At 36.4% G+C, this 15482-nt stretch carries 11 protein-coding genes; 9 read left to right on the top strand and 2 right to left on the bottom strand.

What is annotated here, in order from left to right; genetic code table 11:
- Positions 1 to 98: 98 nt before the first annotated feature.
- The gene (locus tag AC51AA_RS08645) at positions 99 to 884 is read right to left on the bottom strand and encodes a sulfite exporter TauE/SafE family protein (RefSeq protein WP_500705566.1); all 786 of its coding nucleotides are present in this window, start codon (positions 882 to 884) and stop codon (positions 99 to 101) included.
- 114 nt (positions 885 to 998) lie between these two features.
- Complete coding sequence (locus AC51AA_RS08640) at positions 999 to 1625, bottom strand: Crp/Fnr family transcriptional regulator (protein WP_500705565.1); 627 nt, start codon at positions 1623 to 1625, stop codon at positions 999 to 1001.
- Between the two features lie 364 nt (positions 1626 to 1989).
- Here AC51AA_RS08640 and AC51AA_RS08635 point away from each other — a divergent pair, with 364 nt between their 5' ends.
- From AC51AA_RS08635 to AC51AA_RS08595, 9 genes are all read left to right on the top strand, one after another.
- Complete coding sequence (locus AC51AA_RS08635; RefSeq protein ID WP_500705564.1) at positions 1990 to 2301, top strand: rhodanese-like domain-containing protein; 312 nt, start codon at positions 1990 to 1992, stop codon at positions 2299 to 2301.
- A gap of 75 nt (positions 2302 to 2376) precedes the next feature.
- Positions 2377 to 3957: an NADP-dependent glyceraldehyde-3-phosphate dehydrogenase gene (locus AC51AA_RS08630; RefSeq protein WP_500705563.1), complete on the top strand. Its 1581-nt coding sequence runs from the start codon at positions 2377 to 2379 to the stop codon at positions 3955 to 3957.
- A gap of 310 nt (positions 3958 to 4267) precedes the next feature.
- Positions 4268 to 5728 carry a glycosyltransferase family 2 protein gene (locus tag AC51AA_RS08625; protein WP_500705562.1) on the top strand — a complete coding sequence of 487 codons (1461 nt, stop codon included), beginning with the start codon at positions 4268 to 4270 and terminating at the stop codon, positions 5726 to 5728.
- Positions 5729 to 6011: 283 nt separating this feature from the next.
- Positions 6012 to 7883 carry a M1 family metallopeptidase gene (locus tag AC51AA_RS08620; protein ID WP_500705561.1) on the top strand — a complete coding sequence of 624 codons (1872 nt, stop codon included), beginning with the start codon at positions 6012 to 6014 and terminating at the stop codon, positions 7881 to 7883.
- Between the two features lie 184 nt (positions 7884 to 8067).
- Entirely contained in the window at positions 8068 to 8679 is a 612-nt protein-coding gene (locus AC51AA_RS08615) for a hypothetical protein (protein WP_500705560.1), read from the top strand.
- A 438-nt stretch (positions 8680 to 9117) separates the two neighbouring features.
- Complete coding sequence (locus AC51AA_RS08610; RefSeq protein WP_500705559.1) at positions 9118 to 9501, top strand: hypothetical protein; 384 nt, start codon at positions 9118 to 9120, stop codon at positions 9499 to 9501.
- A 176-nt stretch (positions 9502 to 9677) separates the two neighbouring features.
- Positions 9678 to 10760, top strand: coding sequence for an efflux RND transporter periplasmic adaptor subunit (locus tag AC51AA_RS08605; protein WP_500705558.1), 1083 nt, complete (start codon positions 9678 to 9680; stop codon positions 10758 to 10760).
- A gap of 25 nt (positions 10761 to 10785) precedes the next feature.
- Positions 10786 to 13953 carry an efflux RND transporter permease subunit gene (locus AC51AA_RS08600; protein ID WP_500705557.1) on the top strand — a complete coding sequence of 1056 codons (3168 nt, stop codon included), beginning with the start codon at positions 10786 to 10788 and terminating at the stop codon, positions 13951 to 13953.
- Positions 13946 to 15394 (top strand): TolC family protein, encoded by a 1449-nt coding sequence (locus tag AC51AA_RS08595; RefSeq protein WP_500705556.1) that lies wholly within the window; start codon positions 13946 to 13948, stop codon positions 15392 to 15394. Before AC51AA_RS08600 ends, AC51AA_RS08595 begins: the two co-directional genes overlap by 8 nt.
- Positions 15395 to 15482 lie beyond the last annotated feature (88 nt).

Raw genomic sequence — 15482 nt, 5'->3', positions numbered from 1 at the left:
CAGATCCCTGTAAAAATGAAATAGCCAACAGTCTCTCTGCGATCACTTGTGCTTTTCAAGAGAGGCTAAAAACAGCCATAGACTAGAAAGGTAAAACACTAAAACAAAACCTCTTTGGTAATGATATAAAAACCCATGACCAACACAAACCAGCCAAAAAGGGGTTTTAGCTTAGGGCCATCTATTTTTTTAGAAAGTTGACTTCCGATGAACATTCCCAAAAGCGCCATGGCGGAAACGCCAAGTAAAAAAGGATAATCTATAGGAGTACCAATATAGAGGTCACCGCCAAAACCGATACAAGAATTAATAGTGATAATCAGTAATGAGGTTCCAACGGCTTGCTTCATTGGTAAATTAGCAAAAAAGAGTAGGGCTGGAATAATTAAGAATCCACCACCGGCACCCAAAAATCCCGTTACGATGCCCACTACAAAACCGACCACACTTAATTGGGTATAATTGGTTTGAGTACCTTTTATTTCAGGTTTATTTTTTCGTATCATCGAAATCGCCGCGGCGATCATCAGCACAGCAAAGATAAGCATGATCAGAAAATCTTTTGAAACCGTATAAGAAGCGATTGAAAATAGGGTAGAGGCAATTTGAGGAAAAATGACTTCTCGTATAATCAGTATAGAAATGACAGAGGGTATGGCGAAATACAAGGCCGATTTGAGTTTGAGATTTCCCATTTTGTAATGGCTGTAGCTTCCAAATAGCGCTGTTGATCCTACTATGAATAAAGAATAGGAGGTGGCTTGTTCTGGATTTACTTTGAACAAATACACTAAAATCGGGATCGTTAAGATCGAACCTCCACCGCCGATTAAGCCCAGTGAGATTCCGATGATGATTGACGCTAAATACCCAATATATTCCATTGATAATGTTTTGCTACAAAGGTCCTCTCTTCCATAGAAACCTACGGTAACATTTATCACACAAGACTAACTTTCATGATTAATTTAGCAGGAAAAAAAGGTAAATCAATTCGATTACTTCAAAAGAGCAATTTGGTTTCGGTTAAGTTTGACTAGGCCGCGTTGCTCCATTTTTTTAAGCAATCTAGAAACGACTTCTCTGGAGGTATTTAATTCAGAAGCAATTTCTTGATGAGAGAGATTTACTTCAGTGCAACCACAAGCTTCGGTATGTCGTTTCAAATAAAACTCCAAACGCTCATCCATCGATCTAAAAGCAATATTGTCTACAACTTCAAGTACTTCTTCAAAACGACTTCTATAGGTTTCGATCACAAATTCGTACCAACTTCTGTGCTCCATCATCCATTTATCCATCAGCTGCAATGGAATCATCATCACCGAGGCATCTTCTACTACCTTTGCCATCACTTGGCTTTTTTCGTTTTTAGCCGTGCAGATCATCGAGATGGCACAAGCTTGTCCGGGTTGTAAATAATACATTAAAAATTCTCCTCCATCTTCGCCTTCGCGATAGATTTTAATTTTTCCTTTGGTAATTAAAGCGGTATTTTTAATGTACTGTCCAGTTCGCATTAAAATGTTACCCGCTTCAAAATCTTGCAAGCTTCCGTTTTCTTCGATCGTCGCGATCAGGTCATTGGAGAAATTAGGGAATATTTTTTTTAAGGAACTTTGCATGTTTAGAAATGATTTTGTCACAGTGAGCCGAGTGGTGTCTTTCGACTGCGCTCGAACTGAGGGTGGTTAAAAATAAACGCTTAATTGTTATTAAAATGCGCTTTAAAATTGCAATTTATTACAAATATAGGAGATTGAAATGGTATTAATTGTCAGATAACTAAATTTAAGATCATTTTATGTAAATGAAAAAATCCTATTTTCTATCGAGTTTATAGGCTATATTTTTAAAAATAGTGAGTAAATTTGTATTTCACTGATTATAGTACTTTCTCTAAAACGTTTTCTGAGAATAATAATCGAAATCGCATTGAGCACGTTTTTTATCAATAGAAACGTCGTAATTTTACAAAAAACACATATTATGAATTTATCACAAGAAGATTGGGTTAATCAGCTTGCTGCTGACCAGAATGCAGTTATACTTGACGTAAGAACTGAAGACGAATTTAATGACGGCTATATTGAGAATGCTTTAAATATTGATATCAATAAAGGCCAAGGTTTTATTTATGAAATTGAAGAACTAGACAAAAATAAAAATTATTATGTGTATTGTCGTTCTGGAGCCAGAAGCGCCAAAGCATGTCAGATTATGAATGAATTAGGGATTGAAAATGCCTATAATTTGCTTGGAGGAATTCTGGACTGGGAAGGTGATACCGTGAATCCATAAAAAGACAAAAAGAGGCAAATTAAGCCTCTTTTTTCTTTAAATAACCATTAATAACCAAACTATAAATACCCGATTATGAATTTAATACCAGAAGAATATCAGATTAAAAGCCTTGTAAATCAAGATACTTATCTTGTAAATGGAGAACTAAAACATTGGGCAGGACAGACGACTCCTGTTTTTTCCACGATTTCCTCTACAGAAAAATATACCCCTACTTTATTAGGAGCGATTCCTTTTATGGGAGAAAAAGAAGCGCACGAAGTGGTTGAAGCTGCTTGCGGGGCTTATGATATGGGACAAGGATTATGGCCTACTATGAAAGTAGTGGATCGTATCAAGTGCATGGAAAACTTCGTGAGTCAGATGAAAGAAACGCGCGAAGAGGTAGTGAAGTTTTTGATGTGGGAAATAGGAAAATCATTAGGCGATTCTCAAAAAGAATTTGACAGAACCGTAGAATATATTTACGATACCATTGATAGTTATAAAGAATTAAACGGGCGTAGTTCTAAATTTTCTAAAGTTCAAGGAGTCAATGCTATGATTCGCCGTGGACCTTTAGGAGTGGTTTTGTGTCTAGGTCCTTACAACTATCCTTTGAATGAAACTTTTTCCTTATTGATTCCGGCCTTGATTATGGGGAACGCTGTTATCTTCAAACCTGCTAAACATGGTGTTTTATGTATTTCACCTTTACTCGAAGCTTTTAGAAGTAGTTTTCCAAAAGGAGTAATTAATATCGTTTATGGTAGAGGACGTGAAGTGGCTTCTCCAATTATGAAATCAGGAAAAATTGATGTTTTGGCCTTGATCGGAAATAGTAAATCAGCTATTGCTTTACAAGACCAGCATCCAAATAAAAACAGATTGCGTTTGATTCTAGGTTTAGAAGCTAAAAATCCAGCGATTATTTTGCCAGATGCGGACTTAGATTTAACAATTCAAGAATGTATTGCTGGAACTTTGTCTTTCAATGGACAACGTTGTACGGCCTTGAAAGTATTGTATGTTCATGAGTCCATCGTGGAAGAATTTAACAAACGTTTCACGGAGAAAGTAGATGCGTTAGTGTTTGGGAATCCTTGGGAAAAAGGGGCTTTCTTAACACCACTTCCAGAGGCTGAAAAACCACATTATATTCAAGGATTAATTGATGATGCTAAACATAAAGGGGCAAAAATATTAAATGAAAAGGGAGGTAAACACAGTGATAACTTTATTTTTCCAGCCGTTTTATACCCAGTGAATAAAGAAATGCGTGTGTATCATGAAGAGCAATTTGGACCCGTTATACCAGTGATTGCTTTTAAAGATATCAAGGAGCCATTAAAAGATATGGCTGAATCTAATTACGGTCAGCAAGTGAGTTTGTTTGGCAAAGACATTAAAACTATAGCACCACTTATTGATGCTTTGGTCAATTTAGTGTGTCGTGTGAACTTAAACAGTTCTTGCCAAAGAGGACCTGATGCGTTCCCATTTACGGGGCGTAAAGATTCTGCTGTGGGAACTTTAAGTATTCCTGATGCCTTGCGTTCGTTTTCAATTCGTACGTTCGTAGCCTCAAAAGATATTGCTTATAATAATGAAATCCTTCAAGAGCTATTGAATAGTAAAGAATCGAATTTTATTAATACTGATTATATACTGTAATACGCAAATATAGTAATTGTAGAAACCGCCTTTTTCTTTTAGAAAGGGCGGTTTTTTATTTTAAAAGAGAAAAAGGCTTTTTGAATCTGGGTAATCGCCCTGAATTGAGCTGGAAAACGAACCCTAAACTGTATAATGTTTTTACGAAATGGGTAAAGTTTATACACTGCTGTAGCATGGGTAAAATGGTAAAGTGTTCTGTATTAGGGTAAAGACTGAATTGGCATAAGGCTTGCTAAATGTGAGTTAATCAACTTCTTTCCTGTAAGGAATGAGGTTTTAATAAAAGCCAGCAATCAATAGCATAATTATGGAAAGCGAAACAGTAATTTCAAAACAATTTTTTTCTTCAAATAATAAGGCTGCCAAAGATGGGCAGACTTTAAAGAGTTCCTTTTTTGGTATCCGTACCCAATCAGCAAAAAAAACAAGTGAGAGACCGACAAGTGTAAAAGGGGGCATAGTGCTTATTGGTACTTTTATCCTAATGCTTACGGGGGCATTTTTTGTTTATGAATTTCAATCCGACTTTGATCAGTTTCATATAGACAGAATCAATTCTACTTGGGGATATCCTTTTTTACTGTTCACAGTTTTGTTATTTGTCTTTCAAACAGGGACATTCTTGTATAATTTATTTCTTTATTTTAATTACAAGCCTATTGAGTCAGTTACAGATGAATTATTGCCTACTGTTACGGTAATAGTACCGGCCTACAATGAAGGAAAACTAGTTTGGGACACCTTACTGAGTTTAGCCGATAGTGATTTTCCTGAGCAAAAATTGCAAATACTAGCTGTTGATGATGGGAGTAAAGATGATACTTGGTATTGGATGCAACAAGCAAAAATTAAATTAGGCGACCGATTGACTATCTTTCAACAACCTGAAAATAAAGGAAAACGTCATGCACTTTACCGTGGATTTGAACTAGGTACTGGAGAAATTTTTGTAACTGTAGATAGTGACTCCATAGTAAAAAAAGATACTTTACGAAATTTAGTGAGTCCCTTTGTAGTGGATGAAAAATGTGGAGCCGTGGCAGGAAACGTACATGTTTTAAACAACAAAAAAGCATTGCTTCCTAAAATGTTAAACGTGAGTTTTGTTATGAGTTTTGAATTCATGCGATCTGCAGAAAGTATGTTAGGATCTGTGCTTTGTACCCCAGGTGCAGCAGCAGCTTATAGCAGAAAAGCGGTTTTCGGATGTCTAGAGGAATGGATTGATCAGACTTTTATGGGGCAACCTTCAGACATTGGAGAAGATCGCGCTATGACCAATATGATTTTGAAACAAGGCTACCATGTATTGTTTCAACGAAATGCCTTAGTGTTGACCAATGTTCCAGAAGAATACACTGGATTGTATAAAATGTTTATCAGATGGGGTAGAAGTAATGTGCGTGAGAATATTATGATGGCACAATATGTTTTTAAGGATTTTAGAAAAGAATCTAAATTTGGCGCGAGACTTTTATTTATCAACCAGTCCTTAAAGATTATTATGGCTTATCCATTTCTACTCTTTATGCTGTTTATTGTCATTATGCATCCTTTGTTGTTTTTAAGTTCGACCCTTGTGAGTATATTCATAGTATCGAGTTTCCCTGCGCTCTTTTATGCTAAGAGATATAGTGTGTCTGAAGCTTTTTGGGCCTATTCGTATAGTGTTTTTTATACTTTTAGTTTGTTCTGGATTACGCCTTACGCCATTGTTACGGCCAATAAAAGAGGTTGGTTAACACGTGGTTTATCAGAAATTAAATAAGGATCTAAACTAGAATATAGTAGCATTTTCTTCTGCTAGTTTAGTGTTTTGAATATCAAAAGTCAAGCTGTTCGTTTTGGAACAGCTTGACTTTTTTGTATTTAGGGATATGTAAAAGGAACCCCAAAAACAAAAGGATGTTGCTTTGCTGTTTCCTTTTTTTTAAGTAGAGGATAGTATAAAGGTTAAGATGAAGTAGTAATTTTGATAAAAAGTGTAACATTATTTTAATTCAATGGACTTACTGCTATTAGTAATCTTCACTAAAATCAACTAATCTATTATGAAAAAACAACTGCTGCAGCTATGCGTACTGGCATTAGGACTTATAGCACCATATAGTTTTGCACAAGAGCTGTATATGCCAAGAAATATCAAAGAGGCTTTTGCTAAGGGAACCCGTTCTATGGATGGAAAACCTGGGAAAAACTACTGGCAGAATCGCGGTCAGTACACCCTTGAGCTAACGGTAGATCCTCAGACCAAAATGGTAAGTGGGACAGGAACCATTATATACGAAAATAATAGTAACGATACTTTGAGGAATTTACCGATTCGCTTTGTGAATAATCTGCACAAACCGGCTTCGCCAAGAAGTCAAACCGTAAGTGATGATTTTTTGAGCTCAGGATTAACCATTACGTCTTTGAAGATCGAAAATGAAGTGTACCTTGAAGATGCCAGAGCATGGGGTACCGTAGGAGAAGTTAGGCTTAATAAGCCGATGTTGCCTCATTCGAAAATTACCATTGCGATCGATTGGAATTATCCGCTATCGAAGGAAAGTGGTAGAGAAGGACAAATAGACGACTCTACTTTTTTTGTTGCTTATAGTTATCCTCGTGTGTCTGTTTTTGATGATTATAATGAGTGGGATAGGATACCGCATACAGATCGTCAGGAATTTTACAATGATTTCAATGATTATACCTATTGGGTTAAAGCACCGAAAAACTATGTGGTATACGGAACTGGAGATTTGTTAAATCCGGATGAGGTTTTGCAAGGAGAATTTTCAGCTCGTTTGAAAAAATCCTATATGAGTGATGAGGTGATGCATATCGCCAACGAAACCGAAATGAAAAGCGGTTTGGTGACCAAACAAAACGATTGGAATATCTGGAAATTTGAAGCCAAAAATATTTCTGATGTGTGTTTTGGTTTGAGTGACCATTATTTATGGGATGCCAGTAGTGTGGTGGTGGATCAAAAAACAAATCGACGTGCTAGTGTTCAAGCCGCTTACGATGTAAAAGGAACTGATTTTGTGGTATCGGTCAAAAACAATCAGTTTGCTTTGGATTGGTTTTCCAATAATTGGCCAGGAGTACCCTATCCTTTTTCTAAAATGACGGCTTTTCAAGGTTTTGCTGATATGGAATATCCAATGATGTGTAATGACTCACAAATGGGAGATCCTATTTTTGCTCAGTTGGTTCAGGATCATGAAGTCGCACATACTTATTTCCCTTTTTATATGGGGATTAATGAGACGCGTTATGCCTTTATGGATGAAGGCTGGGCTACTACATTTGAGTATTTAGTTGGAATTGCAGAACACGGTAAGGAAGCTGCAGATAAATTTTATAAAGATTTTAGGGTAAAAAAATACATCTATGATCCGTCAACGGAGCAGGATCAACCGATTATCTCAATGTCGACCCAGGTTTCAGGAGTGGGTTATGGTAATAATTCATATGGGAAAGCTTCGCTCTCCTATTTGGCTTTAAAAGATATGCTTGGAGATGATCTATTTAAAAAAGCCCTACATACCTACATGGATAATTGGAATGGAAAACATCCTATTCCTTGGGATTATTTTAATTCAATGAATAGTGGTGCAGGGAAAAACTTGAACTGGTTTTTTAATAACTGGTTTTTTACCAATAATTATATTGATGTTTCAATTAAAAAGGTGGAAGGGAAAACAGTGTGCATAGAAAATGTTGGTGGGTTTGCTATTCCGTTTGACCTTAAGATTGTCTACACAGATAATAGCAGCCAGACCCTACATCAAACTCCTGCAATCTGGGAGAAGAATCAAAAAAAAATTAGCCTTACTTTAAAAGATAAAAAACAAATCAAGAAGATAACCGTAGATGGCGGTATTTTTATGGATGCTACACCAGTAAACAATACTTGGTCAGCTAAATAAGAGCAAAATAAAGATGGTAGTCCTTTTTTTGATGCTGTAAGAGTTTTTTTAGACTACCAATTTCCGCGATAGCAAATCCTGTATTTCTTAATTGAATGTTAAAAAATAAACAAGAAATTGTAAAAAATATCAAATTAAAAAACTACGTTTGCAGCAATAAATAAACGGAAAAATTATGATATTGATGAAAAGGACTCTTTTTTTTATTCTTTTGTTAATTTCGTCTTTGACAATGGCGCAGAATGATTCGAAAACTGCATTTCAGAAAAGTAGGTATACCTTGGCTGTTTCGTATTATGAAAAGCATGATTACAAGAAGGCAATTGATCTTTTTAATATTGCTTCTAAAATGAAACCAGAGAATGAAATAAGTAAAGAATCTGCTAGAAAAGTGGATACTTTAAAAGCGATTTTAAGAAAAGAGATATTAACTCAAGCCATAGGTACTTGGAAAATGACTGGAGATAAACCAGTTTGGGCAGTCGGTCAAAATAATGCTGCAGTAAAAGAGTTTGATGAAGTAGTAGAGGTCAAGGAAAATGAGATTGAATTTTATCAGATCAATAAAAAAACACAAGAGAAAAAGTTAACCAGAACGGAAAAAATCGTTTATAGCAATGAGGAATTAGGCTCTTTGTTTTCTGGGATTATCCTCTCGGATGGTACGATTTGGAATTGTATGATTAATGAAAATGCAGATGAATTGCGTGCTATTAATGTAGGTGTAAAGGATGAAAATGGCCTCAAAAAAATTGAAAGTGACAATAGGGAACGCTTTTTTATCAAAATAAAATAACTTTAAAAGGGAATCATTAGATTCCCTTTTTTTATTTGCTTAAAAGGCGTTTTCTGGTCCCGCGTTCACACCCAAATTAGCAATAAAAAGAAGTAGCTTTAAAACATCTGCTAGTGAGATCAAGAGTTGCAATACCCATCAAAGAAAGGTGGGGAGCCATTTACTATGAAATTTACGAGTTAAATAAGAATGGGATTTAGGAGAAAGAGGATGCCCAGTTAGACTATGTGAAACGGTTTCTTTTTAGCATAACTGTTTTGTATCGTGCAGCTGGTCCGACTAAATGTTTTTTGAATTATAGCTTTTTAACTTAAAAACGCTAATCCTATAGGCAAATCTATAGGGGCATAAAATTAAAACGTTTTCGTTTGATTTTTCATGTTAAGACTTTCTTATTTTATTTTTTTTATTCCAATCTTTTATTACTTTCGCACCCAAATGAGAAAGTTAGTAGTATTTCTAGTATTTGTGAATTTTCTTCTGCTAGGCGGAGGACAATATCTCAATGCAGGTACTCCTAAAAACACTCACTTTCATAATCTTGAAAGAAAACACCGTGTGAAATTTACCAATCAAGATCAAGGCAGCTCCATAATTGAAGATGCTGATTTAGATTTGGATGAAGAATACCTTGGTGATCATGATCTTAAAGAGGGACTTTCTACGAAGTCTTTTGCCTCCAATTACAGTTTACTGGATGATTGGTATTTGACATTCTCACGTCAACTATTGGTGAACTCTTATAGTCGTTTTGAAATCTTCGTGCCTTTTTGTGGCCAATCAAATCCTATTTATATTACTCAACGAGTTTTAAGAATTTGATCTATTCCTATACATCGATTGCCTAAGTTGTGATCCTACAATCTTGTAGATGTATATTTTTTTACTACTTCTTCTTATAGAACAGTTAAGGTCCAACTGATGGCTCTTGGTGCTATTTTTCGTCTAAAGGAATCTTTGCATTCCAAGCATTCAATCGCTTAATTTCCATTAAAATCATGAAAAGAATTATCGTGTTCACGGGCTTGATTGCCCTAGTGTGCCTTACAAGCTGTACATCTAAAAAAGAAGAAAAAGAAGAAGCGGATAAATTTACCGTTACCAATCCTGTCAAAATTGACACTTCGTTTACAAAAGAATATGTTTCGCAGATAAAATCTGTTCGAAATATTGAGATCCGAGCACAGGAAAAAGGATTTTTGCAGAATATTTATGTGGATGAAGGTCAGTTCGTGAAAAAGGGCCAGTTGTTGTTTAAAATTATGCCCAACATGTATCAGGCGGAATTGCTTAAAGCGCAGGCTGAGCAAAAATCTACTGAAATAGAATTACAAAATTCGAAACTACTTGCCGATAAAAATATCGTTTCTAAAAACGAATTAAGTGTAGCTCAGGCAAAACTGCAATCTGCAAAAGCCGAGGTAGCATTGGCTAAACTTCATTTATCATTTACAGAAATTAGAGCGCCCTTTGATGGAACTATTGACCGAATTCCTTTAAAACTAGGAAGTCTTATCGACGAAGGGGAATTACTAACGAGTCTTTCAGACAATAGTGAAATGTTTGCCTATTTCAATGTATCCGAACCAGAGTACTTGCAATACCAAACCGATATTAAAGATCGTGCTGAGACTAAAGTAAGTTTGGTTTTGGCTAATGGAGCCATTTTCAAATACAAAGGAAACGTGGAAGTAATCGAAAGTGAATTTAACAATGAAACCGGTAATATCGCCTTTAGAGCAAGATTCCCTAATACAGGTAAATTACTTAGAAACGGTGAAACAGGGCAAGTTCAAATGTTAGTACCGCTTAAAAATGCTATTGTCATTCCGCAAAAGGCTACTTATGAAGTTCAAGACAAAAAGTATGTTTTTGTCCTGGATAAAAACAATAAAGTGAGTTCGAAAGAAATTACCGTTACGGGTGAAATCCCTGATTTGTACGTAATCAGCAGTGGACTAAGAGAGGATGATAAAATTTTACTTGAAGGAGTTCAGAAAGTAAAAGAGAATGAAAAAATCAAATATGAGTTCCAATCTCCTAAAGCGGTAATGAATACGTTGCGCTTAAAAGCAGAATAGGTTTAATCATTAAAAAATATAAAAAATGTTTAATAAATTTATTCAAAGACCAGTGTTGTCGATAGTCATATCGTTAATCATTGTCTTTTTAGGGGTATTGTCGGTAATGAATTTGCCTATTACCCAATTCCCTTCCATTTCTCCTCCTATGGTGAATGTTACGGCAGATTATCCTGGATCGAATGGAGAATTAATGATCAAATCGGTTGTGATTCCTTTAGAAAGAGCGCTCAATGGTGTTCCAGGGATGAAATACATGACCTCTGATGCGGGAAATGATGGTGAAGCGAGTATTCAGGTGGTGTTTAACTTGGGGACAGATCCCAATCAAGCCGCTATTAACGTGCAAAACCGTGTGGCTTCGGTTACCAATAAACTACCTCCCTTAGTCGTAAGAGAAGGGGTTAAGATTACCCGTGAAGTACCAAGTATGTTGATGTATGTGAATCTTTATAGTACGGATAAAAATACCGACATGAAGTTTTTATACAATTATGCCGATATCAATGTATTGTCAGAATTAAAAAGGGTAAACGGTGTTGGATCTGGAGATATTTTAGGAACACGTGAATATGCAATGCGTATTTGGTTAAAACCAGATCGAATGTTGGCTTATAAAATATCTGCTGATGAGGTAATGGAAGCATTGTCGAGTCAAAGTTTAGAAGCCTCTCCTGGTAAAACAGGGGAAAGTTCTGGTAAACGTTCACAGGCATTTGAATATGTATTGAAATATTCTGGACGTTTTACAACAAAAGAACAATATGGAAATATCGTAGTGAGATCCAATAGTAATGGAGAACTTTTACGTTTGAAGGATATTGCCACAGTCGAATTTGGTAGTTCGATGTATGATATTTATTCTAATTTGAATGGTAGACCATCTGCGGCTATTGTATTGAAACAGTCTTTTGGAAGTAATGCCAATCAAGTAATTACAGACGTAAAAGCGAAATTAGAAACCATTAAGAAAAAATTCCCTAAAGGAATGGATTATGAAATTTCGTATGACGTTTCTAAATTCCTAGATGCCTCAATCGAGAAAGTAATTCATACGTTAATTGAAGCTTTTATTTTGGTGGGCTTAGTAGTCTTCCTTTTCTTAGGGGACTGGCGTTCCACTATTATTCCGGCTATCGCGGTACCGGTTTCCTTAGTAGGAACTTTTGTATTCATGCAATTCTTCGACATTTCACTTAACTTAATCACCTTATTTGCTTTGGTTTTGGCTATTGGAGTCGTGGTCGATGATGCCATTGTGGTTATTGAAGCGGTTCACGCTAAAATGGAAGAGGAACATCTTTCACCACTTAAAGCCACTAAAAAAGCCATGCATGAGATTGCTGGGGCTATTGTGGCTATTACGTTCTTGATGGCTGCGGTATTTATTCCAGTGGCTTTTATGTCTGGTCCTGTAGGTGTGTTTTATAGACAGTTTTCTATTACGATGGCCACGGCGATTATACTGTCAGGTATCGTAGCTTTGACTTTAACGCCAGCGCTTTGTGCGATGATGTTAAAAAACACCCATGGTAAACCTAAAAAGAAAACACCTATTAATAGCTTTATTGACGGGTTTAATAATACGTTTAACCTAGCGCAAGGTAAGTACCAAAATGTATTAGCTAAGATTGTCAATAGAAGAGCCGTTACCATTATTGCGCTCGTAGGATTTTGTGCGGGAACATGGTTGGTCAGTAGTACGGTTCCTTCTGGGTTTATTCCCAATGAGGATCAGGGAATGTTTTATGCTATTATTCAAACGCCTCCAGGTTCATCCTTAGAAAGGACTAATAATATCGCGGAAAAATTGCAGAAAATTGCCGAGACAGTCGATGGTGTGAAATCAGTTTCTTCATTGGCAGGTTATGAAATTTTAACCGAAGGTACTGGATCAAATGCCGGAACATGTTTGATCAACTTAAAAGACTGGGATGATCGTAAAGAATCCGTGCAGGAGATTATGACAGAGTTGGAAGAAAAATCGAAAGATATTCCAGGAGCTAATATCGAGTTTTTTCAACCACCAGCAGTACCAGGTTATGGAGCAGCAGGGGGATTTGAACTTCGTTTATTGGATAAAACAGGATCGGGTGATTTCAAAAAAATGGAAGCAGTCAATAATGATTTTGTAAAGGAGTTGAACAAACAACCTGAATTGTCTAACGTGTTTAGTTTCTTTAGCGCTAGTTTCCCACAGTATATGATGAAAGTGGACAATGATTTGGCGCAGCAAAAAGGAGTTTCTATTGAAAATGCCATGAACACGCTATCCACTCTTGTGGGAAGTAATTATGAAATTAGTTTTATTAAATACGGGATTAATTATAAGGTAATTGTTCAGGCTTCTCCGGAATATCGCGCACAACCGGATGATATCTTAAAGCTTTATGTAAAAAATAACCATGATGAAATGGTTCCTTTTTCTGCCTTTATGAAACTAGAAAAGGTGTATGGTCTTTCTGAAATTACCAGACACAATATGTACAACTCTACGGAAATTAGTGGGGGTGCAGCTCCAGGGTACAGTAGTGGTACCGCTATTAAGGTGATTCAGGATGTGGCGGCTAAAAAGTTGCCTAGAGGATATGATATTGATTGGGCAGGTATTTCTGCCGATGAGGTGGCTCAAGGTAATCAAGCTGTTTGGGTATTCTTGATTTGTTTAGGATTTGTATACCTAGTTCTAGCCGCTCAATATGAGAGTTTTATTTTGCCATTATCGGTAATTCTTTCTTTGCCGGCGGGTATTTTTGGCGCTTTCCTTTTGTTGAAACTCACGGGATTGGAAAACAACATTTATGCGCAGGTGGCCATGGTAATGCTTATTGGTTTACTGGGTAAAAATGCCGTACTGATTGTAGAGTTTGCCATACAGCGACATGCAGCAGGAAGAACAGTTCTTGAATCCGCTATGGAAGGAGCCAAAGCCAGGTTCCGACCTATTTTAATGACTTCATTTGCTTTTATAGCGGGATTACTTCCGCTAGCCTTTGCCACTGGTCCTGGGAAAATTGGAAACAGAACTATTGGTACTGCCGCTGCTGGAGGTATGCTTATAGGAACCATTTGTGGCGTCTTTGTAATCCCTGGATTGTATTACATTTTTGGAAAAATCTCAGAGAAATACAAGTTGGTAAAAAATGAAGAAGAGAATCCATTAACAGAAGAAATTGATAACAATCATGTATAAATTCAAATCATATCAATATGGTATTGCATTAGGAATATGTCTGACGGTTGCAGGGTGTAAAGCCCCTGCGCCTGAGGCAGCACCTTCTAGTAGTATAATAGTTCCTGAGACATTTGGTACAACCACTCAGAATCAGGATTCCAATAGTACATCAGCCTTAGTTTGGAAAGAATACTTTAAAGATCAAAATCTGGTAGATTTGATTGATGTTGCCTTGAAGAACAATCAGGAATTGAACATCACTTTACAAGAAATTGAAATTGCAAAGAATGACATCCGTGTCAAAAAAGGACTTTTACTACCAACTGTTGGCGTTCGTGCTGGAGCTGGAGTAGAAAAAGTGGGTCGTTATACCAGTCAAGGTGCCGGTGATGCTTCTACAGAAATAACGCCAGGTAGAGAGACACCAGATCCTTTGGGAGATTTTACCATTGCGGCTTACGCCCATTGGGAAGTCGATATTTGGAAAAAACTGCGCAATTCTAAAAAAGCTGCCTTAAACAGGTATTTAGCTACTGTTGAAGGGAAAAACTTTGTGGTGACTAATCTGATTGCTGAAGTAGCAGATTCTTATTATGAATTATTGGCTTTAGATAGTCAGTTGGAGATAGTGAAGCAAACAATCAAATTGCAATCAAATGCTTTAGAAATTGTAAAAATTCAAAAACAAGCTTCAAGAGCTACAGAATTGGGAGTGCAAAAATTTCAAGCAGAGGTTTTAACCTCGAAAAGTTTGGAGTTTGGCATTTTGCAGCAAATCAAAGAAGCGGAAAATAAAATCAACTTTTTGTTGGGAAGGTATCCACAGGAAATTAAAAGAACTAATAGTAACAATTTCTTGAGTTTGTTACCAGCGGCTGTTAGTTCAGGAATACCGTCTGGATTATTGGCAAACCGTCCAGATGTTAAACAAGCAGAGTTAGAGTTAGTAGCGGCAAAATTAGATGTAAAAGTGGCTCGCGCCGAATTTTATCCCTCACTTGATATTTCAGCGGCGATAGGAGTACAGGCTTTTAAACCCTCTTATTTGTTTACGATGCCGGAATCACTACTTTATTCGTTGGCAGGAGATTTGGCAGCGCCATTGATCAATAGAAATGCCATTAAGGCAGAATTCGCTAGTGCAAATGCCAGACAATTGCAAGCCTTATATAACTATGACCGTACGATTTTAAATGCTTATTTAGAAGTGTCCAATCAATTATCTAAGATTGACAATCTGCAAAAAGGATATGATTTGAAATCGCAGCAAGTAGATGCTTTAAATAAATCGATTGATGTTTCTAATGATTTGTTTAAATCTGCGAGAGTAGATTATTTCGAAGTGTTAATGACACAACGTGATGCCTTAGAAGCAAAATTAGAATTAGTAGATACTAAAAAAGAACAACTCAATGCTGCAGTCCATGTTTACAGAGATTTAGGTGGTGGTTGGAGATAATATTATTTGTTGATTTGTAGAGTAAAGCCTCTCAGAAGTTGAACTTTTGAGAGGCTTTTTAATTTTTAGAAAGAGCGATTGTAGTAAA

The organism is Flavobacterium sp. OHVDL-2026-0007 (genome assembly GCF_059882335.1).
The sequence above is the reverse complement of the archived record's forward strand: the minus strand, read 5'-3'. Positions and strand labels throughout refer to the sequence as shown.